20 protein-coding genes are annotated in these 26193 nt (G+C 68.9%); 11 read left to right on the top strand and 9 right to left on the bottom strand.

Features of this window, described 5'->3' with window-relative positions; genetic code table 11:
* Positions 1-25 precede the first annotated feature (25 nt).
* The 6 genes from BLW00_RS04920 to BLW00_RS04895 all read right to left on the bottom strand — a co-directional run bounded on the left by BLW00_RS04920 (position 26) and on the right by BLW00_RS04895 (position 6655).
* A complete protein-coding gene (locus tag BLW00_RS04920; RefSeq protein ID WP_092549968.1) occupies positions 26-922 on the bottom strand; it encodes a carbohydrate ABC transporter permease in 897 nt (298 codons plus the stop codon).
* Entirely contained in the window at positions 919-2049 is a 1131-nt protein-coding gene (locus tag BLW00_RS04915) for a carbohydrate ABC transporter permease (RefSeq protein WP_092549965.1), read from the bottom strand. The genes BLW00_RS04920 and BLW00_RS04915 overlap by 4 nt, the downstream gene beginning before the upstream one ends.
* 89 nt (positions 2050-2138) lie before the next feature.
* Complete coding sequence (locus tag BLW00_RS04910) at positions 2139-3455, bottom strand: ABC transporter substrate-binding protein (RefSeq protein WP_092551992.1); 1317 nt, start codon at positions 3453-3455, stop codon at positions 2139-2141.
* A 169-nt stretch (positions 3456-3624) separates the two neighbouring features.
* Positions 3625-4923: an ABC transporter permease gene (locus tag BLW00_RS04905; protein WP_245741271.1), complete on the bottom strand. Its 1299-nt coding sequence runs from the start codon at positions 4921-4923 to the stop codon at positions 3625-3627.
* Positions 4920-5636 (bottom strand): ABC transporter ATP-binding protein, encoded by a 717-nt coding sequence (locus BLW00_RS04900; RefSeq protein ID WP_092551989.1) that lies wholly within the window; start codon positions 5634-5636, stop codon positions 4920-4922. The genes BLW00_RS04905 and BLW00_RS04900 overlap by 4 nt, the downstream gene beginning before the upstream one ends.
* Positions 5633-6655 carry an efflux RND transporter periplasmic adaptor subunit gene (locus BLW00_RS04895; protein WP_139256630.1) on the bottom strand — a complete coding sequence of 341 codons (1023 nt, stop codon included), beginning with the start codon at positions 6653-6655 and terminating at the stop codon, positions 5633-5635. Before BLW00_RS04895 ends, BLW00_RS04900 begins: the two co-directional genes overlap by 4 nt.
* A 273-nt stretch (positions 6656-6928) precedes the next feature.
* Here BLW00_RS04895 and BLW00_RS04890 point away from each other — a divergent pair, with 273 nt between their 5' ends.
* The 4 genes from BLW00_RS04890 to BLW00_RS04875 all read left to right on the top strand — a co-directional run bounded on the left by BLW00_RS04890 (position 6929) and on the right by BLW00_RS04875 (position 12770).
* Positions 6929-8299 (top strand): O-acetylhomoserine aminocarboxypropyltransferase/cysteine synthase family protein, encoded by a 1371-nt coding sequence (locus BLW00_RS04890; protein ID WP_092549956.1) that lies wholly within the window; start codon positions 6929-6931, stop codon positions 8297-8299.
* Between the two features lie 2 nt (positions 8300-8301).
* A complete protein-coding gene (locus BLW00_RS04885; protein WP_092549953.1) occupies positions 8302-9642 on the top strand; it encodes an LLM class flavin-dependent oxidoreductase in 1341 nt (446 codons plus the stop codon).
* 12 nt (positions 9643-9654) lie between these two features.
* Complete coding sequence (locus tag BLW00_RS04880; RefSeq protein WP_139256629.1) at positions 9655-10671, top strand: NAD(P)-dependent oxidoreductase; 1017 nt, start codon at positions 9655-9657, stop codon at positions 10669-10671.
* Between the two features lie 134 nt (positions 10672-10805).
* Positions 10806-12770, top strand: a complete 1965-nt coding sequence (locus BLW00_RS04875; RefSeq protein ID WP_175494142.1) for an Ig domain-containing protein — start codon at positions 10806-10808, stop codon at positions 12768-12770.
* Positions 12771-12861: 91 nt separating this feature from the next.
* Here the strand turns inward: BLW00_RS04875 and BLW00_RS04870 are convergent, their stop codons facing one another.
* From BLW00_RS04870 to BLW00_RS04860, 3 genes are all read right to left on the bottom strand, one after another.
* Positions 12862-13314 carry a hypothetical protein gene (locus BLW00_RS04870; protein ID WP_092549944.1) on the bottom strand — a complete coding sequence of 151 codons (453 nt, stop codon included), beginning with the start codon at positions 13312-13314 and terminating at the stop codon, positions 12862-12864.
* A 71-nt stretch (positions 13315-13385) separates the two neighbouring features.
* On the bottom strand, positions 13386-15131 hold the full coding sequence (locus BLW00_RS04865; RefSeq protein ID WP_092551987.1) for an MDR family MFS transporter: 1746 nt from the start codon (positions 15129-15131) through the stop codon (positions 13386-13388).
* A gap of 190 nt (positions 15132-15321) precedes the next feature.
* Positions 15322-17943, bottom strand: coding sequence for a hypothetical protein (locus tag BLW00_RS04860; RefSeq protein WP_175494141.1), 2622 nt, complete (start codon positions 17941-17943; stop codon positions 15322-15324).
* Between the two features lie 172 nt (positions 17944-18115).
* Between BLW00_RS04860 and BLW00_RS04855 the strand changes: the two genes are divergently transcribed.
* From BLW00_RS04855 to BLW00_RS23345, 7 genes are all read left to right on the top strand, one after another.
* Entirely contained in the window at positions 18116-19168 is a 1053-nt protein-coding gene (locus BLW00_RS04855) for a LacI family DNA-binding transcriptional regulator (RefSeq protein ID WP_092549941.1), read from the top strand.
* A complete protein-coding gene (locus BLW00_RS04850) occupies positions 19165-20772 on the top strand; it encodes an FAD-dependent oxidoreductase (RefSeq protein WP_245741269.1) in 1608 nt (535 codons plus the stop codon). The genes BLW00_RS04855 and BLW00_RS04850 overlap by 4 nt, the downstream gene beginning before the upstream one ends.
* A gap of 13 nt (positions 20773-20785) precedes the next feature.
* Positions 20786-22066, top strand: coding sequence for an ABC transporter substrate-binding protein (locus BLW00_RS04845; protein ID WP_092549939.1), 1281 nt, complete (start codon positions 20786-20788; stop codon positions 22064-22066).
* A gap of 8 nt (positions 22067-22074) precedes the next feature.
* A complete protein-coding gene (locus BLW00_RS04840; protein WP_092549936.1) occupies positions 22075-23025 on the top strand; it encodes a carbohydrate ABC transporter permease in 951 nt (316 codons plus the stop codon).
* Positions 23015-23878, top strand: a complete 864-nt coding sequence (locus BLW00_RS04835; RefSeq protein ID WP_092549933.1) for a carbohydrate ABC transporter permease — start codon at positions 23015-23017, stop codon at positions 23876-23878. The genes BLW00_RS04840 and BLW00_RS04835 overlap by 11 nt, the downstream gene beginning before the upstream one ends.
* On the top strand, positions 23875-25527 hold the full coding sequence (locus BLW00_RS04830) for a glycoside hydrolase family 13 protein (RefSeq protein WP_092549930.1): 1653 nt from the start codon (positions 23875-23877) through the stop codon (positions 25525-25527). Before BLW00_RS04835 ends, BLW00_RS04830 begins: the two co-directional genes overlap by 4 nt.
* Before the next feature lie 294 nt (positions 25528-25821).
* Positions 25822-26085: a hypothetical protein gene (locus tag BLW00_RS23345; RefSeq protein WP_175494140.1), complete on the top strand. Its 264-nt coding sequence runs from the start codon at positions 25822-25824 to the stop codon at positions 26083-26085.
* Positions 26086-26193: the final 108 nt, after the last annotated feature.

The raw sequence follows: 26193 nt of genomic DNA, 5'->3' as shown, positions 1-26193 counted from the left end.
GGGGCGGCACAGGCCTCCCGCTGCGCTACCCCTTGACCGCGCCGGCCATGATGCCGGAGACGAGCTGCTTGCCGGCGAGCACGAAGAGCAGCAACAGGGGCAGGGTGGCGAGCACGGCGCCCGCGAGCACGATCGAGTAGTCGACGTATTTCGCGGACTGCAGCTGGCTCAGCGCCACCTGCAATGTGGGGTTCTGCGGCACGACGAGGAGGGGCCAGAGGTAGTCCGTCCACGCGGTCATGAAGGTGAAGAGGCCGAGGATCGCCATCGCAGGCCGCGCGGCGGGCACCCCCACGTGCCAGAAGGTCGAGATCATGCTCGCGCCGTCGACCCGCGCCGCCTCGATCAGTTCGTCGGGGATGACGTCGACGAGGTACTGCCGCATGAAGAACACGCCGAACGCGGTCACCAGGGTCGGCACGATCACGGCGCCGAGCGACCCCGTCCAGCCGAATTGGCGCATCAGCATGAACAGCGGGATGATGCCGAGCTGGGTCGGCACGGCGAGGGTCGCGATGACGAACACCAACAGTCCCTCGCGGCCACGGAAGCGGAGTTTCGCGAAGGCGTAGCCCGCGAGCGTCGAGAAGAAGACGACGGAGGCCGTGATCACGCCCGACACGATGATGCTGTTGCCGAGCGCGGTCCAGAAGGGCACCGTCGTGACGACCTGGCCGACGTTCTCCCAGAACTGCCCACCGGGCAGCAGGGGCGGCCACGTGGAGGTGAGTACCTGACTGTCGCTCGACCCCACCACGAACGACCACCAGAGCGGGAACGCGCCGCCGAGGAAGACGGCGATCAGGATGCCGTAGGTCACGAATCCGGGGCGGCGGTCGATGCCGTGGTCGCGGCGCCGGCGACGCACCGGACGCGCGGGGGCGGATGCCGCGGCGGCCGGTCGGGACAGTGTGGCGGTCATCGCTTCGCCTCCGAGGGATCGGGCAGGGGATCGTGGGCAGGATCGTGCTCGGCGAGCTCGGGTGAGACGCCGGGCACGAATCCGCTGGCGAGCTCGGTCTCGGCGCGGGAGCGGGCCAGCGCTCGTGCGCTGCGCTTCTTGGCCACCCGGGCTTCGGTCGAGGCGATCCGCCGTGAGATGAGGAAGTTGAGCACGCCGAAGAGCACGATGACGAGGAAGAGCAGCCAGGCCACCGCCGAGGCCTTGCCGAAGCTCTGCCGGTTGAACGCGAGATCCCAGAGATACAGCACGGTCGTCTGGTACTGCCGGTCGTTGCCGCCCGGAGTCGACACAGTGGGGTTGAACAGCTTCGGCTCGGTGAAGATCTGCAGCCCGCCGATGGTGGCGGTGATGATGACGAAGATCATGGTGGGCCGGATGCTCGGCAGCGTGATCGAGAAGAAGCGCCGGAACTGACCGGCTCCGTCGAGAGCGGCCGACTCGTGGATGTCGCGCGGAACGGCCTGCATGGCGGCGAGCAGGATCAGGGCGTTGTACCCGGTCCAGCGCCAGTTCACCATCGTGGCGATCGCGACGTGCGAGGGGAAGACATCCGTCATCCAGTCCACCGGGCCGAGGTTCACGGCCTGCAGGATGTTGTTGATGAGGCCGTACTTCTCCGAGAAGGCGCTCGAGAAGATGAGGGTGACCGCGACGGGTGTGACGACGTAGGGGATGAGCACGCTCATGCGCCAGAAGGTCTTCGCGCGCAGGTTCTGGTCGAGGATCGCGGCGATCACGACGGCGGCGATGAGCTGCGGCACCGCGCTGAGGAAGAAGATGCTGACCGTGTTGAACAGCGAGTTCCAGAAGAAGGGATCGGTGAGCTCGGTGGCGAAGTTGCCGAGCCCGACCCACTCGCCCGGACCGGTCAGCAGGTTCCAGTTGTTGAGCGAGACGACGAAGGTGTAACCCAACGGGAACAGGCCGATCAGGCCGAACAGGATGAAGAAGGGCGCCACGTAGGCGTAAGGCGAGTACTTGACATCCCACTTGCTGAGGCGCTGGCGGAGCGTGAGGTGGGGTGCTCGCGCGGGGGGAGCATCCGGCTGTGGCACTTTCACCGGCGGGGTGATCGTTGCGGTCATGCGAGTTCTTCCGGAGGGAGGGTGGCGGGTGGACGAGAGGGATCGGGGCTCTCGGCGGTGGTGGTGCCGAGAGCCCCGATCGTGGGGTGCTACTTGTTGACGACCAGCTGGTTCAGCAGGCCGATCGCGTTGTCCCAGGCCGCCTGGCCGTCGGTGCCCGAGTCGAGCGACAACGCCGACGGACCGAAGACCTGCTCCTGGATGACCGAGTCGTCAGCGCCCTTGTACTGCGCCACGACGCCCTTCGAGCGTTCGGCCAGGATGGTGCCGAGCGGAGCGTCGTTGAAGAACGTCGCCAGCTCGTTCGTGCCGGTCACGGCCGGGTCACCCTGCGCTTCGATGTTGCTCGGGAAGGTTCCCGCGACGGTGAACGCGGCAGCCTGCTGCTTCGCCTCGGTGAGCCACTGGGCGAGCGCCGCGGCCTCCTTCGGGTGCTTCGACTGTGTGGGCACGGTCAGGAACGAGCCGCCCCAGTTCGCCGGGCCGCCCGGGAACACGTTGGCGAAGTCCCATCCGGTGGTGGCGTCGCCACCCGCGGCCTCGACCTGGCCCTTCACGACCCCGAGCATCCAGCCGGGGCAGACGAAGGTCGCGAACGAACCGTCGGTGAAGGCCTTGCCCTTGCCCCAGTCCCACTGGGTCTGTCCGCTCGAGAGTCCGGCCGCGGCGCCACCGGCGAGTTCGCCCCAGAGCGCCTTGAGGTCGGAGTTGTCTTCGATGTTGAGTTCGCCGTCGGCGGTGTAGTAGCCCTCGGGCTGCTGGTTGACCATGGCGTTCCAGATGAAGCCGGACTGGTCGTACCAGGCCTTGCCGGTGGCCGCGTGGTACTTCTCGCCGAGCGCGAAGTAGTCGGCCCAGGTCGCGTCGTCGCCGCCGAAGAGGGCTGCGACCTCCTCGCGGTCGGTGGGCAGGCCGGCCTCGGCGAAGAGCTTGCTGTTGTAGCACAGGCCCTCGGGGCCGATGTCGGTGCCGTAGCCGATGATGCGGCCGTTCGGATCCGTCGCCTGCTTCACCTTCCAGTCGACCCACTGGTCGGAGATGTCCTTGGCGCCGTACTGGCTGAGATCGGTGAACTGGTCGGAGACCTGCATCACGGCGCTCAGCCAGCCCTCTTCGACGGCCTGCACATCGGGGAGGCCCGCTCCGGCGGCCTGCTTGGTCTGCCAGTCGGTCTTGGCGTTGCCGCCGGTGTCGATGTTGGTGGCCTCGATCTTGATGCCGGGATTCTCTTTCTCGTACTGCGTGTAGAGATCGTCGAGCCCCATCGTGCCGAACGTGGTGACGGTCAGCGTGATGGGGTCGTCGGCGGTGCCTGCGGCGCTGCCGGACGACGAGCATCCGGTGGCGACGAGCGCGATCGCCGCGACGGTGACGGCTGCTGCGGTGGTGCGTCGTGAGAACTTCACGGTCACTCCCTTGTGTGCGTGGATGGTTGCCAATAGTGGTTGAGAGCGCTCTCATTTTGGAGTGTGAGAGCGCTCTCACGATTCGGGGAAACGCTAGGTCAACGACTGGAGCATGTCAAGCGCGCGCCTACATTCCGATTCGGGAATGTGCGCGGAGAGCGGCATCTGCTCAATAGCGGATGGCGTCGATCACCTTCACGCGCACGGCCACGAGGGCGGGGAGCAGCCCGGCCAGGGCGCCGACCACGGTCGCCGCGAGCAGGCCGAGCAGGGCCGCGTCGACGGGGAACGGGGGGAAGTCGGTGACCGTTCCCTGGCCCACCAGGTCATGCACCCACGGACTCTGCACGATCAGGATCGCGGCCACCACGCCGAGAGCACCCGCCGCGATCGTCGCCACCACGCTCTCCATCATCACGGCGAAGAACACCCGCCCGGCCGTGGCGCCGAAGCTGCGTCGGATGCCGATCTCCCGCACCCGCTGCTTCACCGTCACCAGCGCGATGTTCACGAGCCCGAGCGCACCGAGCAGCAGCACGAGAACCGCGATGCCGCCCACCACGAGCTTCGTGACGAGGAAGGGATCGTCGCCGTACTGGGCGTAGTCCTGCCGGAAGACGTCGGCCGTCGCCCCGTCGCCGAGGGCGGCCTGCACGTCGCGCTGCACAATGCCCGTCAGCTGGTCGGAGATCTCCGGCGGCACCCACATCTCGTATTGCACCGACCCGCCCCCGCCCCCGCCTCCGCCGAACGGATCGGTCGTCGTCGCTCCGGCTTCTCCCGCCGTCGCACTCTGGAGCGCGAGCAGTTGGCCGGCCAGCATGAACATCGACGGTTCGGTCTCCCAGCTCGCCGCGGGCGTCACCCCCACCACCACGGCCGTCGTGCCTCCGGCCGCCTCTCCCGACGCGCTCCCGGCGACGGATTGCCCCCCGAGCGCGACCGTGGGGTGGGTCGCGAGATCGGGGCGGCCCATCCGGTCGTAGAACACCTCGTTCACGATCAGCCGCGGGGCGAGCTGCTCGGTGTCGGCCGGCGTGAACCACGCGCCCTCCGACATCCGCACGCGATGCATCTCGCCGTAGGGCTGGTCGACGGCCTGCACGCCCACCATCACCCCGCCGGTCGCGAACGGCACCAGCTGGGTCGACTGGATGACCCGGCTGGCGTAGCTGATGTCGTAGCGGGCCAGGGTCTCGCTCCACACCGCATCCATCTTCTCGGTGTCGACCGCGGCGCCGTCGGATCGGTATGCCGACAGGTAGAGGGAGGCGGGCCGGCCGCTCGAGCGCTCGCTCAGCTCCTGGTTGGCCTGCTGCACGATGGCGCCGAGCGCGACGACGGTGGTGAGCGAGCAGACCGCCACGGCGACGCCCACGAGCGAGAGCAGCACGCGGGTGCGGTGCACCCGGAGCTCCTGCCAGGCTTCGAGCACCGCGCCCACGAAGCCGGTGAGCGCCCCGGTCACGATTCGACTCCGGACACCGACAGCGCCGGGTCGGCGACAGGGGTCAGCACGCCTCGGTCGAGCCGGAAGTGGTCGCGGGCCCGCCGTGCGATGGCGGGGTCGTGCGTGATGGTCACGAGGGCTGCGCCGGTGCGCGTGGCCACCTCGTCGATCAGCTCCATCACACTCTGGCCGGTGTCGAGGTCGAGGGCGCCGGTCGGCTCGTCGGCGAGGATGAGGCTCGGTCCGCGCACGAGGGAGCGCGCGATGGCGACACGCTGCTGCTCGCCGCCGGAGAGCCGGTCGGGCAGGCTCTCCAGGCGGTGACCGAGACCGACGGCCTCGAGCATCTCGGCGGCGAGCGACCGCCGGCGCCAGAACTGGCGCCCGGTGGCGTAGAGCAGCGGCATCGCCACGTTCTCGAGCGCGGTGCGGCCGGGCAACAGGTTGAACTGCTGGAAGACGAAGCCGATCCGCGCGCCTCGCACGCGGTCGCGCTCGCCGCCGGAGTAGCTCTTCACGGGCCGGTCGGCGAAGGTGAGGGTGCCGCTGGTGGGCAGGTCGAGCAATCCGAGGATGTTCAGCAACGTCGACTTGCCCGACCCCGACCGGCCCACGATGGAGATGCGGTCGCCCGGCTCGACGGTGAGATCCACGCCGCTCAGGATGGTGAGGGCCGGCTGATCGGGCGGCAGGACGGTGCGCGTGACGTCCTGGAGCTGGAGGAGGCTCACGACATCGGCACCGGCCCGGCGCACACCGAGCTGCCGTCGGGCAGGACCGTGCATCCGTCGCCGCCGCCGGTTCCGGCCAGCGCGCCGGGCGCGAACTGCAGGATCTCCTCGCCCTCGTCGAGCCCTCCGGTGACCTGCACCTGGCTCCCGTCGCTCAGCCCGAGGCCGATTGCCCGCTCCTCGGTGCTGCCGTCGGCGGCGGCTACCCAGACCGTGCCGCTCTGGGCGGCGCCGCGAACGGCGGTGGTCGGCACGACGAGCACGTTCTCGGCCTTGCCGCCCGCGATGGTCATCTGCGCCGCAAGACCCGCGAACACGGTCACCTCGGACGGAACGGGGCAGCTCACGGTTGTACCGCCTCCGCCGGCGCCTCCCGTTGCCGGGCCGGTGGCCCCGCCCGTGCCGCCGCTGTCGCCCGTGCCGCCGTCACCGCTTCCGGGCAGGGGCGTCGTGATGCGGAGCCCGGTGCAGACGAAGGGCGCAGGGCCTCCCGTGATGGTGATCGAGGCCTCGGTCGGCTGATTCAGCAGACGGTACTGCTGCGCGGGCTGCAGCGCGCCCGACACCGAGAAGCTGGGCGGTGCGATCTGGGCGGCCACCATGCCGATGGTCACGTCTTGTCCCGCGATCACGGCGAGCGAACTCACCACGCCGCCGGCCGGAGCCGTGACCTCTTCGTACCGGAAGATCGGCGGCAGCGGCTTGCCCTCCGCGTCCACGCTCTCGGCCGGGTCGCGTTCGATCGGCACCTTCACGTCGAACACGGTGTCGCCCGCGGCGACGGGCGCACCTGCCGCCACGAAGATCTCGTCGACCGTTCCGGCGGCCGTCGACTTCACCGCGACCGCCGGATCGGCCGAGACCGTGGCCTGCACCACGACGTCGTTGGTGATGGTGCCGAGGGCGACCGTGGTGTGGGGCTCGACGATCTCGCCGGTGGGCACCGCCGGGTTGGCTTCCTCGACCCGATCGGGGAAGAACGCGAGCTTGCCGAGGGCCACTGCAACGGCCGCGATCAAGAAGATCCTGATGATCGGAAAAACCCATCGCCGTGCGATTCCCACAAAGTTCCTCTCGTTGCCCGACAACTGTCGACGGGTCGACCGAATTCACCCTATTGGATGGCCGTGACTCGTTGGCTGGGAAGGTGGCGGGCATCCGCGGCGCCGCGACGACGTAACAGAACTTCGCATTCGGGGCCCGGCGCATCCGCCCGTGCGACCCTGTTCTATCGGCCGGAGCGCCGTGTCCGCATCGAACCGCGCGAAACGGGATGACGAAGGGAGTGGTCGATGACCGAGGAGAGCACGCGAGACCGCGAATTCGGATTCGCGACACAGCAGGTGCACGCGGGTGCGTTCACGGACGACGGCGTGAACGCCCGTGCCACCCCCATCTACCTCAGCGCCGGCTTCGTGTTCGACGATTTCGCGCAGGCTCGGGACCGCTTCGGCGGAGTCGACGACGGGTTCAGCTACACCCGCGTCGGCAACCCGACCACCGCATCCGTCGAGCGCCGCATCGCGGCCCTGGAACACGGCGAGCAGGCCATCCTGGTGGGCAGCGGTCAGGCTGCGCTGTCGGTCGCTCTGCTCGGGCTCCTCCAGGCCGGCGACCACCTGGTGTCGGCCTCGAGCATCTACGAGGGCTCGCGCGGTCTCTTCCTCGACAACTTCTCGCGCCTGGGCATCGACACCTCCTTCGTGATCGACGCGAACGACCCGCTCGCCTGGGAGCTCGCCATCCGCCCCACCACGCGGGCCCTGTTCGTGGAGTCGATCCCGAACCCCCGGAACGACATCGTCGATCTCGCCCTCGTCGCGGCGGTGGCTCATCGTCACGGCATCCCGCTCATCGTCGACAACACCTTCGCCACGCCCTACCTGTTGCGCCCGCTCGAGCACGGCGCCGACGTGGTGGTGCACTCGGCGAGCAAGTTCCTGGCCGGGCACGGCGCCGTGCTGGGAGGCGTGATCGTGAGCGGATCGGGCTTCGACTGGGCGGCCCGGCCCGAGCTGTTCCCCCACCTCACCGAGCCGGCACGCGCCCTCGGCGGGCGGAGCTACGCCGAGCGGTTCGGATCGTCGGCGTTCATCACCTACGCGCGCGACGTCGTGGCGCTCCGGTTCGGCCCCACGCCGTCGCCGCTCAACGCCTTCCTCATCCAGCAGGGCATCGAGACGCTCTCGCTCCGCGTCGACCGGCAGTCCTCGAGTGCGCAGGCCGTCGCCGAGTGGCTCGAGGCGCAGCCCGAGATCGAGTCGGTGGACTACTCGGGGCTGCCCTCGAACCCGTACAACGAGCTCGCCCGGCGCTACCTGCCGCGCGGGCAGGGCTCGGTGTTCTCGTTCACCGTCGCCGGCGGGCTCGCAGCGGCCGAGGCGCTGATCGACGCGGTCGCGCTCTTCACCCGGATGACGCACCTCGGCGACGTGCGCTCGCTGATCATCCACCCGGGAACGACCTCCCACGCCCTCCGCACCGCGGAGCAACTGCGCGAGGGCGGGATCGGGCCGGGGCTCATCCGGCTCTCGATCGGCGTCGAAGACGTCGCCGACCTGATCGCCGACCTCGCCCAGGCGCTCGACGCCGTGCGTTCCCTGGATGCAGGGCGGCCTGCCACGGTCGCCGAAACCGCCGGCTTCGCGGGAAGCGGGCGCTGACCGTGTCGCGCCCGCAGCACTTCGGCTGGTTCCTCTCGCGGGGCTTCGGACCGCACGGCTGGGGTCATCCCTACTACGAGTGGAACTACCCCTGGCACCGCCCGCAGCTCTATCAGCAGTCGGTGCGCGACCTCGAGCAGGCCGGCTTCGATCTCGTGATCATCGAGGACGCGCTCTCGCTCGGCAACGCCGACACACTCGACCTGCGCATCCGCAGCGCCTACGGCGGGCCCAAGCACGACCCGCTGCTGCTCGCGCCCTACCTCTTCGCCGCCACGGAGCACATCGGCATCGCGCCCACCGTGAATCCGCTGGCCTACGCGCCCTACCAGGCGGCCCGACAGTTCGCGACACTGCAGCACCTCAGCGACTACCGGTTCGGCATCAACGTGGTGACGGATGTCGGTTCCTCGCGGCATTTCGGCGCCGAACCGCTGGCGCACGACGCCGCCTACGACCGAGCCGAGGAATGGCTCACCGCCGTGCGCGCACTCTGGCACAGCTGGGGCCCGGATGCGCTCATCGCCGACCCGGCCACCGGTCATTTCGCCGACGGATCGCGTCTGGACGCCGTCGCGCATCGTGGGGAGTACTACGCGTTCGACGGCCCGCTGAACGCGCTGCCGTTCCCCTCGCTCGGCGACGGTTCGCTCTCCGGCGACCCGGTCGTGGTCTCACCCGGCGGATCGGGCCGTGGACTGAACTTCGCCGGCGAGCAGTCGGAGGTGCAGCTCGCGCTCGCGTCGCTCGACATCGCAACGATCCGTTCCTACCGTGCGAAGGTGCTCGAAGCCGCGCTGGCGCACGGTCGCACGGCCGCCGACATCGACATCCTGTTCGTCTTCAAGCCGGTGATCGTGGGGAGTCCGGAGGAGGCGCAGCGCATCGTCGACGCCTCGGCGCATCCGTCTGACGAAGCGCTGCTGCAGATCGCGCTGGGGCAGTCGAGCGACCTCGAGACCGACCTCACCGCGCTCGACCTCGACCGCCCGGTCGACCCTGCCATCTTCGGCGACCACGTGTCGCGCGGCACCATCAAGGGCCTGCTCGGCCGGTACGACTCGTTCGCGGATGCGACGCTGCGGCAGCTGCTCACCGCCAAGGCGCGACTCGGCCGCATCTCGGAACGCGCCGGATACGTCGGCACCGCCGACGAGGTGGCCGACTTCATCCAGGAGCTCGGCGACGACGCCGACAACGACGGGTTCATCTTCTCGGGCGACCTCCATCCCGTGACCATCCACCGCATGCTCGACGAACTCGTGCCGATCTTGCGCCGCCGCGGCGTGCTGCGCACCTCCTTCGGCGACGGCGGCCTGCGCGGCAACCTCCGCGACTTCTGAGCCGAGGCCGGTGTGACGGATGCGCGTGACCCGGACACCGTAGCGCCGGAGCGGTTGCGGGTAGGTGTGCTCGGGCTCGGGCGGATGGGGCTCCCGGTCGCGTTGCGCCTGCGTGCTGCAGGTCACGACGTGGAGGGGTACGACCCCGATCCCCTCCGCCTCGCACGGTTTCGCGAATCCCCCGATCCACGCGTTCCCGATCGTGCCGAAACGAGCTGGGAAGCACGATTCGGCACGAGCGGTGGGCCGCGTGGATGGGAACCGGACGTGCTGGTGTCCGTGCTGCCGGGGCCTGCGGAGCTGACGATCGCGATGGTGGGGGATGCGAGCCCGGCGGAGGCCGGAGCGCCGGAGCAAGACGGCGCACTCGCGACGCTGCGGGCGGGGGCGCTCTGGGTCGATCTGACCAGCGGCGACCCGCGCGTGAGCCGCGCACTCGCGTCCGTCGCGGCGGCCCGCGGGGTGCACGCGGTGGGGGCGCCCATGGCGGGCGGCCCGGCCGATGCCGGAACGGGTGCCCTCGGGTTCTTCGTGGGAGGTGCGCCCGAGGCCGTCGAGCGAGCGTTGCCGTTGCTGCGGGTGCTCGGCGATCCGGATCGCCTCGAACGCGCGGGCGACGAGGTCGGAGCCGGCCACGTGGCCAAACTCCTCGCCAACACCCTCTGGTTCGGCCAGGTGGCCGCGGTGGTGGAGGCGCTGCTGATCGGGCGGGCGCAGGGTATCGAACCCGAGCAGCTCGCCGCGATTCTGCGCCGGAGCGCGGGAGGCGGCGCCTTTCTCGACCGCCACCTCGACGCGCTGCTCGACGGCGACTACCTCGAGACCTTCGGCATCGACCGCGTGGTCGAGGAGCTCGACACGGTGGTGGGGCTGGCCGCCGATGCCCACCTTCCCGTGGCACTGACCCGGCTCGTGGCGCGCCTGCATCACGAGGCCCTCGATCGATTCGGCCCGGTCGACGGCGAGCTCCTCGTTGCCAGACTCCTCGAAGAGCGTGCGGGCACGCGCATCCGTCGCTCATCTTCCTGAAAAGACCTGCCCGATCGGGCGATTCGGGGCAAAAATGGCGTTCAGGCTTGTTATATGAGGATGCATCAACTAAACCTGAGGGTAAGTCGACAGTTGTCATGTCGTCTCGCAGACCGGCACCTCGGAGGAGCATCATGCGCGCGAAGAACCCCTCATCCCACACTCTCCGTCTCTCGCTGGGAGCCGCGGTCGTCGCCGTGCTCCTCGCCGCGATACCGATCGGCGCCCACGCCGAAGACCTCGCGCCCGCGGTGGTGCCGGTGGTCACCTCAGCCGCGATGCCGCCGGGAACGGTCGGAGAGGCTTACGACTACCAGCTCACCTCCAACGTGTCGCCCGTGACCTTCTCCGTCTCGGGTCTGCCCGACGGGCTGACGGCGGATGCGGGGTCCGGGTCGATCAGCGGCACCCCGACGACCGAGGGCGAGTTCGCGGTGCGTCTCGAGGCCATCGGCGCGGAGCCGACGGAGAGCACGCAGGTGCGTTACGACACGGTGGTGATCGCTCCGGCGCCGGTGACGGTGCCCGTGATCACGTCACCGCCCCTCCCCGCGGGCACGGTGGGCGTCGTGTACAGCTTCCAATTGACGTCGAACGTGTCGCCTGTCACCTTCAGCGTCTCAGGCCTGCCCGACGGTCTGATCGCCGACGCCCAGTCCGGTCTCATCAGCGGCACGCCCCTGGTCGACGGCGAATTCGCCGTGCGCCTCGAAGCCGTCGGCGGCGGGCCGGCCGGTGACACCCAGGTGCGCTACGACACGCTCGTGGTCGATCCTGCGCCGGTCACGGTGCCCGTGATCACCTCGCCGGCGCTGCCGGCAGGAACGGTGAGCGCGCCCTACAGCTTCCAGCTGACGTCGAACGTGTCGCCGGTCACGTTCTCCGTCTCAGGTCTGCCCGACGGGCTGACGGCAGATGCGGCCACCGGTCTCATCACCGGCACACCGACGGTCGAGGGCGAGTTCGCGGTGCGTCTCGAGGCCATCGGCACCGGCCCGACGGGCGACGTCTCTCAGGTCGTCTACCAGACGCTCGTGATCGCGCTCGAGGAGAGTGCTCGCCCGGTCATCACCTCGGGGGCCCCTCCGACGGCCACGGTGGGCGTGAGCTACTCCTTCCAGGTCACGGCCGACGGCGACGGTCTCACCTTCGGGGCCGGGGGTCTGCCCGACGGGCTCACCATCGATCCCACGAGCGGCCTCATCAGTGGCGTGCCGAGGGTCGCCGGCACATTCTCGATGCTCTTCCGGGTCGTCGACGCGGCTGGACAGCTCGGTGGTCAGCATCAGTCGTTGCTCGTCGAGCCCGCGGTGCCGGTCATCACCTCGGGTCCGTTGCCCGACGCGACCGTCGGCGTCGCCTACTCGTTCCCGGTGCAGTCCTCGGTGCCCCGCGTCAGGTTCGCAGCGACCGGACTGCCGTCCGGCCTCGACATCAACGTGATCACGGGGCTCATCTCCGGCACCCCGACGATCGCGGGTGCCGCGACCATCACCATCACCGCCACGGCCGATGGAGTCACGAGCGCCCCCTGGACAGACACGATCACCATCCGCGCGAAGGGGACCCCTCCCGTCACCCCACCGGTGTTCACCTCGACTCCGCCGGTGTCGGCCACGATCGGGGCCGCGTTCTCCTACATCCCGACCGTGACCAGCGCCACGCGCGTCGCTTTCGCCCTCACCGGTGCCGTCCCCGGCCTGACCTTCGACCCGGCGACCGGCCGCCTCTCGGGAACGCCGACGACCGCGGGCAGTTACACCCTGACGATCGTGGCCGCCAACGGGGCGTTGACGACGACGTCGCAGACGTTCACGCTCGCGGTCTCGGTGGCCACCTCGCCCCCACCGACGCCCAACCCACCGGTTCCCCCGGCGACAGGCGGCGCGGGCGGTGGTTCACTTCCCTCAGCGGATCCGGCCTCGCAAGCCGGCCCAACCGGTCGAGGCGCCCACGACCGCTCGGCGTCGTCGGCGACACTCGCCGACACGGGCGCGAGCAGCAGCGGCTCGATCGCTGCGGGCCTGGCCGCCGTGCTCCTCCTGGCGGCGGGAGCGGCGATCGCCATGCTCTCCGGTCGCTCCAGAAGGCGAGCGTGACCGGATCGCACGTCCCGCGGCCCGGAGGCATGTCCATCCGGGCCGCGGGAGGCAGGTCAGCGGTCGGGACTCAGTCGATCGCGAGCGTGCCTCAGGTCGTGCCCCGCGGGAATCCGAGGAGAACGTGGCCGATGCCGCCCTCGTCACGCTGCTGTACGGAGATCAGGCGGCCGTCGGTCACCCAGTTGTCGAGATGGAAGTCGGGCATGCTCCTGGTGGGCGCGCCCAGTTTGCGCAGCACCTCATCGCGATCATCGGTGAAGGTCAGGCCGCGGGGGAGGGGGCCCGCGTATGCCGTGAATCCATCGACCGCCGAATAGAACTGGATGCCGGTGAGCTTGAGGCGGCTGTTCGTCGCCGCTTCGGGTCTGAATGACATGATCACGCCGCGGTCGGGCAGCTCGACGCGCGCATATCCCTCACTCGACAGCTGCGGCAGGACGGTCAGTCCGAGATCGGCCAGAAGCCGTTCCACGTCGGGAGAGTCCACCGGCCGGCCGAGGCACGCTTCGAAGCGCGCCGGATCGATGCTGGAGTTCTTCATGCGGATACTGTCGCACGGTTCTCCCGAACATGACAAACGCTCGGATTACGACGACATGCCGTCGCGGGGTGCTACTCGCTCTTCGGCGGGGTCGCGGGTGTGTCGGCGGGGCGCTGGGCCGGCACCGAGGCCGTGTCGGGGGCCACCATGGCGCCCATCTCCTCCGCCGCGAGAGCCGCGCTGACCGCCGCGTCATCGGCCGCCTCCTGCAGCGCCGACTTCGCGCGCAACGGCGGGGTCTTGAAGAACCAGGCGAGGATGAACGCCAGCAGCGACGCGGCCAAAGCGACCCAGAACACCGTGACGGTCGCGTTCGCGAAGCCGACCAGGAACGGATCGGCCAAGCGCGGGTCGGCCGCATTGAGGAACGAGGTGTCGCCGTTCAGCGATCCCGTCAGGGCGCCCGTGTTTCCACTCTGCCCTTCCTGCAGCAGCTGCAGGATCTGCGTGTTCTTCGGGTCGGCGGCCACGGCGGGGTCGGCCGCAGCGGCCTTCACCGCGTCGGAGATGGCAGGGTCGGCGAACGCGGCCTTGATGGTGTCGGGGATGCGCGTGAACAGCACCGAGAACAGCACGGCCGTGCCGAGCGTTCCACCGATCTGCCGGAAGAACGTCGACGCGCTCGTCGCCACGCCCATGTCGCGCAGGCCCACGGAGTTCTGGCTCGCGATGGTGAGCGTCTGCATCAGCTGGCCGATGCCGAGACCGATCAGCAGCATGCCGATCATCAGGAACCAGACCGGCTTGTCGGCCGTCACGAAGGTGAAGTAGAAGAACCCGGCGCTCATGAGCCCGGTGCCGATGATCGGGAACGCCCGGTACTTGCCGGTGCGCGCGATGATCTGGCCGCTCGTGATCGACGCGATCATCAAGCCCACGATCAGCGGCAGCAGGAGCAGGCCGCTCTCGGTGGGTGTGGCGCCCACGACGAGCTGCAGGAAGAGCGGGATGGTGAGCAGCGCACCGAACATGCCGAACCCGACGAGAACACCGAGCACGGTGGCCATCGAGAAGGTCGCCGACCGGAACAGCTTCAGCGGGATGAGCGCGTCGTCTTTCATGACGCGTTCGATCAGGATGAAGGCGATCACGCCGACGACGCCGATGACGTAGCAGGCGATCGCACCGGCCGATCCCCAGCCCCAGTCGCGGCCCTCCTCGGCCACGAGGAGCAGCGGCACGAGTGCGACGATGACGGCGACCGCACCCCACCAGTCGATCCGCACGGCGCGCTTCTCGCCCTTCGGCAGGTGCAGGAAGCGCAGCACGATGATGAGCGCCACGATGCCGATCGGCACGTTGAGCAGGAACACCCAGCGCCATCCGGTGATCCAGAGGATCTGGTCGGCACCGGCGAAGAGCCCGCCGATCAGCGGCCCGATGACGCTCGAGATGCCGAACACGGCGAGGAAGTACCCCTGGTACTTGGCGCGCTCGCGTGGTGCCAGCATGTCGCCCATGATGGCGAGCGGCAGCGCCATCAGACCACCGGCGCCGAGACCTTGGATGGCGCGGAAAGCGGCCAGCTCGAACATCGAGGTCGAGAGGCTGGCGAGCAGCGAGCCCACCAGGAAGATCGTGATCGCGATGATGAACAGCGGCCGCCGGCCGAAGAGGTCGCTCAGCTTGCCGTAGATCGGCGTGCTGATGGTCGACATAATCAGGTAGGCGGTGGTGACCCAGGCCTGCAGGCTCAAGCCGTGGAGGTCGTCGGAGATGGTGCGGATCGAGGTTCCGACGATGGTCTGGTCGAGGGCCGAGAGGAACATGCCCGCCATCAGGCCGAAGATCACGAACATGATCTGGCGGTGCGACATCACCGCCCCGGCGTCGATCTCGCGGGAGGAGGCCTTGGCTCGGCGTTCGGACGACGAATTGGTGCGGGACATGCAGATCCTCAGGCGAGAGAAGGGGAGACCGCGCGAAGTTTGCGCAGACTGCAAAGTTACACCCGCTGCACGGTACTTCTCAACTCGAAACGATCGCGCGCCATCGGGGGCCGCCGGATCAGCCCGCCAGCCAGGATCGCGAGTCGAAAGAACCGTAGTCCACGGTGTGCCGGCTGTAGCGGGGACTGCCGTCGTTCCAGTGGTACACGGCCGCCGTGACCTGCCCGGCCGCGATCCCAGCGCCTCCGGTCGGGTACTCCTGCGCGACGGAAGCTCCGCCGGGCACCTTGGTGAACTTGTTCTCGCCGAACGGGGTGGTGATGCGGATGTCGGCCGGCGTCGTGCCGGTGTTCGTCACCGTCACGGCCAAGACGACCCCCGTCGCGACGTTCCGCGCCTGGGCGGTGACCGGTCCGCTCGTCCAGAGCGCTCCCTCCGTGGGCCCGGAGAGCGCCAGTCCCTGGAAGATCCGGGGTGCACCGTCGAGCACGAGAGTGGTGATGCGACCCGACACGGTCAACGCGCGGCTCCGGCCGATGGAGTCGAACTCGGTGGCGGAGTCGCCCGCCGTGCTCACCGTCACGTTCGTCTTCGTGGGCCACGGGTCGATCCACACCTCCGGAGAGGCGAAGTGCGGGTCGTCGGGGTCATGGTCGGGGTTGAGGATGTAGCCGTCGGCGCGGCTCCAGAGCACGGCGATCTCGCCCTCGGGCGTGTCGAAGAGAAGACCTTTCAGGTCGGGGTCATCGAAGGTCAGCCAGCCCAGGAAGTCGGCCTGATCGAAGACACGGGCTGCGGTGGCGTAGGCGAGCAGCGAGGGTTTCGCGCTGACGTCGCGGTTCATCAGCCCGTAGTGGTATTCCCCGTTCTCGGGGTCGGCCACCTGTGGCTGTCCGAGCACGCTGTCGTGGAACTGATACCAGCACACGGCCCGCACGCCCTCGGCCTTCGCCAGGGCCAGCGTGAGCAGCACGTTCTCGGCCGCGTGCCGGTAGGTGTCGTTCCACCAGCCGTTGGGGCGGGTGCAGGCATAGGCCTCGGTGAGCCAGATCTCCTTCTCGCCGTACTCCGCCATCAGCTCCTTGAGCTGCAGCAGACCGCCGTAGAAGTTCCAGTAGCTCCCGGTGGGCCCCGCCTCCCAGTCCCCCGCCGGCGGCACGTAGTCGGGCGTGAAGTTGCCGCGGCCCGGATGATAGGCGAAGCCGTCGATGAGATCCCAGCCTCCCGCGGCGTGGAAGTTCTCGACCCAGGGCTTGTCCATGCCGGCCAGCCCGTTGTTGAGGATCTTCGGCGGAGCAGGGAGTGCGGCGGCCTGGTCGACGACGGGACGGAGCGCCTTGTCGATGTAGGCCTGGGCGGCGACGCCCGTGTTGAACGGCCGGTTCAGTTCGTTGCCGACCTCGAAGTAGCGGGCGCCGGCCGCCACCGCGGTCGCGAGGTTCGTCGCGGCCCAGTTCGCGGCGTCGGTGTCGCTCACCTCGAGCGACGGTTGGAGCTCCAGGTTGTGGAACATGCCCCGCGCATCGAAGGCCGACGGCGGCAGTCCGGGCCCGCCCTCATAGGCGATGCGCACCCAGTTGATGCCCACCTTCTGCCAGAGGTCGAGCAGAGCCGCCGCCGACGGAACCTGCAGCCACGGGTAGTTGGCGATTCCGAACATGCTGGCTTCGCCCGCCAGATGCTGCTGCGGCGGCAGCACTGTGAGAGTCGTGCGCGCGAACGCCACGTCGGCGCCCGATGCGGCGGACACCTCCGCCAGGGCGATCCCCTGGGCGGGTGCCGGGAGACTGAAGGTGTGCTGCCAGGTTGAGGCCGCGGCCACGTTCGCCACCAGGGCTTCGGTGGCGAGCACGGTTCCGTCGTAGTCGCGCACCCACCAGGAGAGCTCGACGTCGCGGGCGGCGTCGCTGCCGTTCGCCACCAGCGCGGTGAGCGACATCGGCTCGCCGGCCGTCTCCCAGATGTTGAAGGCCTGGTCGGTCCAGATCTCCACGCCCAGCTGCCGGCTGGTGCCGATGGTGGCGGTGGCGGAGGGGCGGGTGTCGCTGAAGAAGAATTCGGCCTGGCTGAGGTAGCTCCCGTCGGCCTGGAGCACTCCGGGGGAGTGGATCCAGGTGGAATTCGTCCACGCCTGCTTCGATCGCTCGAGCAGGAACATGCCGTGCTGCGCGCCCCAGCTCGACACGTGTGCGATGCCCGCGGTCTCCTCGTAGGGGATGCCGCCTCCGGCATCGCGCACCCAGTCGGTGATCGGAACGAAGCGGTCGGGCTCGCTGGGGGTGAGGATGGCGCGGCTGAACAGGAATCCGTCGGGGATCAGCGTCGACGGCCCCGAGACATGCCACTCGAGGTGCGCGTGGTTCGTGGACACCCAGAACAGGCCGTAGACGCTGACGGCGCCGGCCGCCGCGGGCATGACGTAGTCCATCCGGATACCCGGCGAGCCGTCGGCGAGGGTCACGAGCGAGGGTGTGCCCCCGGTGGAGAGCTGGATTCCGGCGACGCTGTCCTTGATCTGGAACTTCGACCCCTGTGAGCGGATGACCGAGGACCCGTTGCGGATGGCGATGCGCCCGCCGACGCTCGCCAGGATGCTGATGCCACCGGCGCTGAGACTCACGTCGCCGGCTGCGGCCGACGCCCGGATCGGACTCGGTTCGGCGACCAGGAGCACCCCGGCCGCAAAGGTGGCGCCGAGGAAGCCTCGACGGGAAATGCCGGATCGTTCGGTGGACGTCATCGTCTCTCCTGACTCGAAGGCGCGGTGATAATACCTATTATCACTTGGGCTGTACTCATCTTGCGGACAAATGGACGCGGATGTCAAGACGACTTGCGGAATCTGAAGATACGCATTAGCGTCGGCTGCGCATCCTGCAGATAGGCATTATCAGTTCGTGATTGGAAATCGCATGTCACCGAAGACGCGCAACGTCACCCAGAAGGAGATCGCTCGGATCGCGGGCGTCAGCCAGACCACCGTGTCGATGGTGCTCAACGATCGTGACGGTTCGAACGTGCGGATTCCCGCCGCCACTCGCGAGCGGGTGAAGCAGGCCATCGAGCAGTCCACCTACGTCGCCGATCCGGCCGCGCGCCGGCTGGCCGGGCTCGACAACCAGATCCTGGGTGTCTTCACCTACGAGCCTGCGCTGTCACCCGAGAGCATGGACTTCTACGGTCCGCTGCTGAACGGGATCGAGCGCGCCGCCGAGGAGGTCGGCTGCGACCTGCTGTTCTTCACCAGCTCGCCGGTCGAAGACGGCCGGCGCACTCTCTTCCACCGCAAGACCCGTCTCCGCCTGGCCGACGGCTGCATCCTGCTCGGTCAGGACATGGACGGCGACGACCTCAAACGCCTGGTCGACGAGCGCTTCCCGTTCGTCGCCGTCGGCCGTCGCGACGAGACCACCGCCCGGGTGCCCTATGTGGGGATCGACTACGTCACGCTGACCGATGGGCTGATCCGCCGAGCCGTGGAGCTCGGCCACCGCGAGGGCGTCTACGTGCACCGCGACGGCGACAGCCCCACGGCTCGCGATCGTCGCGGGCAGATCGTGGCCGCCACCGAGTCGGGCACGCTGCACTTCACCCCGGTGGCGGTGGCCGACGACGACGTGTCGGCGGCCGTCGCCGCCGTCGCCGCGGGCGGGGCGACCGTCATCTTCGCCGAAGACACCTTCCTGGCCGAAGACGTGGCATTCGCGCTCGCCGCGGCCGGAATCGACCTGCCCCGATCGGTGTCCCTCGCCTCACTCGGTGAGGTGCGCGGCCACAGCATCGGCGGCCGGGTGCTCACGGGCTTCCAGACGCCGCGCCAGCAGGTCGCCGCCGAAGCCTTGAACCTGCTGCAGAAGCTGGTGGCCACGCCGGCCGACGAGTGGCCGGGCCTCGACACCCAATTGCTGCTCGACGGCACCCTCGAACTGGGCGAGACGCTCGTGCCGGTGGGTTCCGCTTCGTGAGCGCACGCATGCTCTCGGCCGACATCGCGATCATCGGCGGCGGCCTCGGCGGAGTCGCCGGCGCTCTCGCGGCGCTCCGGCGCGGGCACCGGGTCGTGCTGAGCGAGGAGTTCCCCTGGCTCGGCGGTCAGCTCACCTCGCAGGCCGTGCCGCCCGACGAGCACATCTGGGTGGAGCAGTTCGGCGTGACGGCGAGCTATCGCGCCCTGCGAGAAGGCATCCGCCGGTACTACCGCGACTTCTATCCGCTGACGGATGCCGCTCGCCGCGAATCCCGGCTGAATCCCGGACTCGGCCGGGTGAGCAGGCTCTGCCATGAGCCGACCGTCGCGGCAGCGGTGATCACCCAGCTGCTCGCGCCGCACCGGTCGAGCGGACGCCTGACGGTGCTCCAGCCCTACGTTCCGGTCGACGCCGTGGTCGTGGCCGACCGGGTCGAGTCCGTCACCCTCCGGCATACCGGCACGGGCGAGGAACTGGTGGTCGAGGCGGCGATGGTGCTCGACGCCACCGAAACCGGCGACCTGCTCCCGCTGACCGGCACCGAGTACGTCGTGGGCGCCGAGTCGCGCGCCCAGACCGGGGAACCCAGTGCGCCGCAAGTGGCCGATCCGACGAACGTGCAGTCGATCGCCTGGTGCTTCGTGTTCGATCACGTCGAGGGCGACCACACCATCGACCGGCCCGACGACTACGAGCACTGGCTCGAGCAGGCCCCACCGTTCTGGGGCGGACCGATGCTCTCGTTCACCGCCCCCAATCCGCGCACGCTCGAGCCGGAGGAGCGCACCCTGCAGGTGAATCCCCCGATCGACGGGCACGTCGACGGCGACCCGCGTTTCGACGCCGGCGACCAGGATCTCTGGGAGTTCCGGCGCATCGTCGCCCGGGAGAACTTCCAGCCGGGAAGCTACGAGAGCGACATCGTGCTCGCCAACTGGCCGCAGCTCGACTACCTCGGCGGATCGGTGATCGACACCCCCGACCGCGCCTTCCACTTGACCCAGGCGAAAGCCCAGGCCCGCGCCTACTTCTACTGGTTGCAGACCGAGGCGCCCCGACCCGACGGAGGCTACGGCTGGCCGGGACTCCGGTTGCGGGGAGACGTCGCCGGATCCGACGACGGCTTCGCGCAGGCACCCTACATCCGCGAGTCGCGGCGCATCGCCGCGGTCACCACCGTGGTGGAACAGGATGTCTCGGTGGAGGTGCGCGGCGATGCAGGCCCGGCCCTCTTCCCGGACTCCGTCGGGGTGGGGATGTATCGCATCGACCTGCATCCCTCCACCGGCGGCGACAACTACATCGACGTCGAGTGCGCGCCCTTCGAGATCCCGCTCGGCGCCCTCGTGCCGGTGCGCACGCGCAACCTGATCCCCGCCGCCAAGAACATCGGCACGACCCACATCACGAACGGGGCGTACCGCCTCCATCCCGTGGAGTGGAACGTCGGCGAATCCGCCGGTGAACTCGCGAGCTTCTGCCTCGAGCAGTCCCTGACCCCGAGAGACGTCGTCTCGGACCCCGAACTGGTGCACCGGTTCCAAACCCGCCTCGTCGAGGCGGGGGTTGAAATCCACTGGCCCGAGATCCTCGGCTACTAGAGAGAGAAAGCGCATGAACACAGCAAAGAAGCTGGTCGGCCTGGCCGCACTGGCGACCACCCTCGCGGTGGTGGCGACGGGCTGCAGTGCAGAACCCGCCGCTCCCGCCCAGACCACCGCAGCCCCGGGCAGCGTCGATCTGCGGATGACGGTCTGGACCTCGAACGAGGACCAGCTGGCCCTGTTCGGTTCGATCGCCGACGCCTACAAGGCCGACCACCCGGAGATCGGCACCATCACCTTCGACAGCCTCCCCTTCGCCGACTACAACACCACGCTCACCACCCAGATCGCCGGCGGCAACTCGCCCGATCTCGCCTGGATGGGCGATCTCTCGAAGGATCTCATCGACTCCGGCGCCCTGGTGCCGCTCACCGAGACCCTGCAGGGAACCCCGGGTTGGAACTACGACGACCTGCTCGACAGCGCCACCGCCCAGTTCACCGCCGACGACCAGCTCTACGCCTATCCGTTCTCCAACTCGCCGTTCGCGCTCTACGTCAACAACGATCTGCTGGCCCAGGCGGGGCAGACCCTCGACACCGCCGACCTCAGCTGGGACCAGGTGTCGGCGATCGGTTCGGCGGTCAATGCAGCCACCGGCAAGGGCGGCTTCGTCGTGCGCGACTTCGACTACTCCGCCTGGAACACCCTGGCCACGGTGTGGACCGGATGGGGTGCCTCGGCGTGGAGTGAAGACGGCACGACCTGCACCTTCGACAGCGACGAGATGGTCGACGCCTTCCAGTTCCTGCACGACGCGATCTACGTGGACAAGTCGATGCCGGGCCCGGGAACGAAGGCCGACTTCTTCGCCGGCGACTCGGCGTTCACGATCGCCCAGGTCTCGCGTGCCTCGCTGCTCGACGGCTCGTTCGACGTCGACGTGTATCCGCTGCCCACAGGACCGGCGGGCTCCTACTCGGTGCTCGGCCAGGCCGGCGTCGGCGTGCTGAAGTCCAGTGCGCACACCCAGGAGGCGACGGAGTTCCTGGCGTTCCTGACCGATCCGGAGAACGCGGCACTGCTGGCGCAGTACTTCCCGCCGCCCCGCGAATCCCTGCTCACCGGAGAGAAGCTCGCCGAGAACAACACGAAACTGACCGCCGAGCAGCTCCAGACGGTGGTCGTCGATCAGCTGCCCGGTGCGGTGACGCTGCCCAACCACACCAGCCCGGCGGAGATCGCTCAGAAGGGCAAGACAGCCCTGGATGCGATGTGGACGCCGGATGCCGACGTCAAGACCGTGCTGACCTCGGTGTGCACCGCCATCGAACCGCTGCTGGCGAATTGACCTCGACCATGACTCGCTCGACCGACCGTGGGGCATCCCAGGATGCCCCACGGGGGGAGCGACCCACCCGGCGCCGGTTCTGGAATCTCGCCCGGCGCGATTCCCTCACCGGCTACCTCTTCATCGCCCCGCAGCTCGTCGGCGTGCTCGTGTTCGTGCTCGTGCCGGTGGGCCTGGCGATCTACTACAGCCTCAACGACTGGAACATCTTCAGCGGCGAGCTCCAGTTCGTGGGCGGCGAGAACTACGCCGCCCTCCTCGACGACCCGCAGCTGCCGGCGGTGCTCGGCGCCACCGCGATCTTCTCCAGCGGAGTCGTGGTGCTGAACATCGCGCTGGGGCTGTCGCTCGCGATCCTGCTCAACCGCCGGTTCCGCGGCGTCACGCTTTTCCGCACCCTGTTCTTCTCCCCGGTGGTCGTGTCGGTGGTGGCCTGGACCCTGGTCTGGGGATTCTTGCTGCAGGACAACGGCGGTATCAACGGCCTCCTGGCGCAGATCGGCGTCGTGGGGCCGAACTGGCTGCAGGAGGGCCCGACCGCGATGATCGCGGTGGTGGTGACCCAGGTCATCCGGAGCGTCGGCATCAACATGGTGCTGTTCCTCTCCGCCCTGCAGGGCGTGCCGAGAGAGCTGCACGAGGCGGCCAGGATCGATGGGGCGGGCAACGCCGCGATCTTCACCCGGATCACGCTGCCGCTCATCTCCCCCACCGTGCTGCTCACGGCGATCATCACGATCGTCGGGGCCCTGCAGGCCTTCGCCCAGATCGCCGTGCTGACCGAGGGTGGGCCGGGACTCTCCACCACCGTGCTGGTCTACTACGTCTTCCAGCAGGCCTTCGACTTCAACGACATCGGCTACGGATCGACTCTCGCACTGATGCTCCTCACGTTCGTTCTGCTGCTCACCGTTCTGCAGTGGCAGCTGCGCAGGAAGTGGGTCTTCTATGAAGACTGAGAACAGGCCCCGCCTCACCGGCGTCGCGCTCGCGCGCCGCATCGTGCTCTACCTCGCCCTCGTCGTGCTGGCGGTGCCCTTCGTGGTGCCGACGGTGTGGATGATCGCGTCGTCGGTCAAGCCGCTGAACGAGATCTTCGCCTCTCCGCCAACGCTCTTCACGGCGTCACCGACCTTCGACGCCTATGTGGAGGCGTTCGAGTTCCAGCCCTTCGCGCGTCAGTATTTCAACAGCGTGTACATCGCGGTGCTGGTGACCGGCATCACGATGCTGGTGTCGAGCCTCGCCGGTTATGCGTTCGCGCGCATCCGGTTCCGCGGCCGCAACCTGCTGTTCCTGGTGGTGCTGGTGGGGCTGCTCGTGCCGGGCGAGGTGACGATCGTGCCGCTGTTCCAGATGTTCAAGCAGGTCGGCATGATCAACACGCATTGGCCGCTCATCCTGGTGACGGCGCTGGCCGCCCCGTGCGTGCTCGCGACCTTCATCATGCGGCAGTTCTTCATCGCCCTGCCGGGCGAACTGGAGGAGGCTGCCCGCCTCGACGGGCTCGGCCGGCTCGGTATCTGGTGGCGGATCTGCCTGCCGCTGGCCAAGCCCGCCCTCTCGGCCGTGGCCATCCTGACCTTCCTCACCTCCTGGAACCTCTATCTGGAACCGACCGTGTACATCACCTCGCCCGAGCTGTTCACCCTGCCCCAGGCGCTCACGCGCTACACCGACGCCTACGGCGGCGAGATGTGGAACACCCAGCTGGCGGCCGCCACGATGACCGTCGTGCCGGTGCTCGTGGTGTTCTTGATCGCGCAGAAGCAGTTCGTCGAGGGCCTCGCGCATTCGGGGTTGAAGGGATGAGTGGGCCTCGCGCGAATGACGCCGACTGGTGGCGGAGCGCCGTCGTCTACGAGATCTACCCGCGGAGCTTCCGCGACGCGAACGGCGACGGTGTCGGCGACCTCGAGGGGGTGCGGCAGAGCCTGCCCTACCTGGAATCGCTCGGCATCGATGCGATCTGGTTCACGCCCTGGTATCGCTCGCCGCTCGCCGACGGCGGCTACGACGTCGAGGACTACCGGCAGATCGACCCGGCCTTCGGCACGCTCGAACAGGCGGAGGCGCTGATCCGGGATGCCGCCGCGCGGGGCATCCGCACCATCGTCGACATCGTGCCGAACCACGTCTCCGCTGCGCATCCGTGGTTCGCCGAGGCGCTCGCCGCGGCGCCCGGTTCGAACGAGCGGGGCCGGTTCTGGTTTCACCCCGGGCGCGGACCCCACGGCGACGATCTGCCGACGCATTGGAAGAACAACTTCGCCGGAGACGTCTGGACCCGCACGACGGCGGCCGACGGCTCGCCGGGCGAGTGGTATCTGCACCTGTTCGCCTCGGAGCAGCCCGACCTCAACTGGAATCACCCGGATGTGGTGCGAGAGCACGAAGACATCCTGCGGTTCTGGTTCGATCGCGGGGTCGCCGGCATCCGGATCGACTCCGCCGCGCACATCATGAAAGATCCCGCGCTGCCCGAAGACGACGGCACGCACGACGTGGGGAGACATCCGAACCTCGATCGCGACGAGGTGCACGAGGTCTACGGCCGCTGGCGCGAGATCGCCGACTCGTATGCGGAGCCGCGGGTGCTGGTGGGCGAGGTGTGGCTGCCGGAGCCCGACCGCTTCGCACGCTACCTCGACGACGAGATGCACACGGCCTTCAACTTCGATCTGATGACGCAGCCGTGGGACGCGGCTGCGTTCCGGGCCTCGATCGAGCTGATGCTCGCCGCGCACGAGGGTGTCGGCGCGCCCTGCACCTGGGTGCTGTCGAACCATGACGTCACCCGCCCGGCGACCCGCTACGGCCGGGCCGACACCTCGTTCGCGTTCGAGTCGAAAGCCTGGGGCGTGCCGAGCGATGCGGCGCTCGGGCTCCGCCGGGCCCGGGCGGCGGCGCTGCTGATCGCCGCGCTCCCCGGTTCGCTCTACATCTATCAGGGCGACGAGCTGGGCCTGCCGGAGGTCGAGGACCTCGATCGCGCGTCGCTGCAGGATCCGATGTTCTTCCGCTCCGGCGGCACCAATCCGGGGCGTGACGGATGCCGCGTACCGTTGCCCTGGGCGGGCGGACAGCCGCCGTTCGGATTCTCGCCGGAGAACGCCGCCGCGCCGCCGTGGCTGGCTCAACCGGCGCGCTGGGCGTCGCTCACCGTCGAGGCCCAGGATGCCGATCCGCTCTCGACGCTCGCGCTCTACCGGCGGAGCCTCGCCATCCGGCGCGAGTCGCCGGAGCTGCAATCGGAAGGCCTGGAGTGGTCGGATGCGATGGCGGGGTCGCCATCGGTGCTCGTATTCCGTCGGGGCGACTTCTGGTCGATCACGAACTTCGGCGAGGCCTCGGTCGCGCTGGACGGCTCGCTCGAGGTGATCCTCGCGAGCGCGCCGCTGCACGACCGGTCCGGCCCCGGACTCCCCTCCGACACCACGATCTGGGCTCGCCGCAAGTAGACCGCTTTGCGTCAGCATCCTGCCGATCTGGCATGGCTCGTCGCGGATCTTGTCCGATATCGTCCGTTTCGGCACGATGTTGCCGAAAACGCTCTTCCGGATCGGGGGAGATCGGCGAGCTCGACTTCATGGCGCTTGCCGACGAGGTCGACCGGCACGCCCTTCCGGGAGTGCAAGACAAGCTCAGCGCCCAGAGGATCAGCACGCCCCTCGCGACGAGGCGAGGTCGTTACATCCTCAAGCTCGATCCCGTCGATTACCCGCATCTGGTGCGAAACGAGGCGATGCATCTGCATGCGGCGGCGCGTCCCGTGCACCCTGCTCTACGGCGACGACAGCCTGGCGCTGCCGGTCGGAGGCAGAACCCGCGGGCTGAAGGCTCGGCATTGGCGCGATTTCGCCTCGTCGATCGGACTGCCGGAAAGGGCTGCAGCATCGGCGAACGCCGTAGCGCTGGCTGCCGCGACCTCGGTCGATCTGTCCGCGTTGCCGTTCGACGGGTCACCGCTGCGCCGAACTCAGCGCGAGTTGGGATTCCGTCGGGCTGAGCTCCTCTGATCCCGGCGCTGCAGTCGGCCGGGTCAGTCGCCGAAGAGCCTGCCGAACGGGAAGCTCACCGTCTTCTCACAACCCTTGCCCCTCCGGCTTCTTCTGTGCTTCGCGCAT

Origin of the sequence: Herbiconiux ginsengi (genome assembly GCF_900107435.1) — a bacterium.
GTDB classification, from domain to species: domain Bacteria; phylum Actinomycetota; class Actinomycetes; order Actinomycetales; family Microbacteriaceae; genus Herbiconiux; species Herbiconiux ginsengi.
Note: the sequence above shows the minus strand (reverse complement) of the source record. Positions and strands in the feature narration are given on the sequence as shown.

Bases quoted from the DNA above. Each gene is read 5' to 3' on its own strand.
- BLW00_RS04835 (WP_092549933.1), top strand. From the start codon at position 23,015: ATGAAGACTGAGAACAGGCCCCGCCTCACCGGCGTCGCGCTCGCGCGC.
- BLW00_RS04920 (WP_092549968.1), bottom strand. From the start codon at position 922: ATGACCGCCACACTGTCCCGACCGGCCGCCGCGGCATCCGCCCCCGCG.
- BLW00_RS04875 (WP_175494142.1), top strand. From the start codon at position 10,806: ATGCGCGCGAAGAACCCCTCATCCCACACTCTCCGTCTCTCGCTGGGA.
- BLW00_RS23345 (WP_175494140.1), top strand. From the start codon at position 25,822: ATGCGGCGGCGCGTCCCGTGCACCCTGCTCTACGGCGACGACAGCCTG.
- BLW00_RS04830 (WP_092549930.1), top strand. From the start codon at position 23,875: ATGAGTGGGCCTCGCGCGAATGACGCCGACTGGTGGCGGAGCGCCGTC.
- BLW00_RS04870 (WP_092549944.1), bottom strand. From the start codon at position 13,314: ATGAAGAACTCCAGCATCGATCCGGCGCGCTTCGAAGCGTGCCTCGGC.
- BLW00_RS04915 (WP_092549965.1), bottom strand. From the start codon at position 2,049: ATGACCGCAACGATCACCCCGCCGGTGAAAGTGCCACAGCCGGATGCT.
- BLW00_RS04865 (WP_092551987.1), bottom strand. From the start codon at position 15,131: ATGTCGCACCGCCAGATCATGTTCGTGATCTTCGGCCTGATGGCGGGC.
- BLW00_RS04845 (WP_092549939.1), top strand. From the start codon at position 20,786: ATGAACACAGCAAAGAAGCTGGTCGGCCTGGCCGCACTGGCGACCACC.
- BLW00_RS04890 (WP_092549956.1), top strand. From the start codon at position 6,929: ATGACCGAGGAGAGCACGCGAGACCGCGAATTCGGATTCGCGACACAG.
- BLW00_RS04860 (WP_175494141.1), bottom strand. From the start codon at position 17,943: ATGACGTCCACCGAACGATCCGGCATTTCCCGTCGAGGCTTCCTCGGC.
- BLW00_RS04840 (WP_092549936.1), top strand. From the start codon at position 22,075: ATGACTCGCTCGACCGACCGTGGGGCATCCCAGGATGCCCCACGGGGG.
- BLW00_RS04855 (WP_092549941.1), top strand. From the start codon at position 18,116: ATGTCACCGAAGACGCGCAACGTCACCCAGAAGGAGATCGCTCGGATC.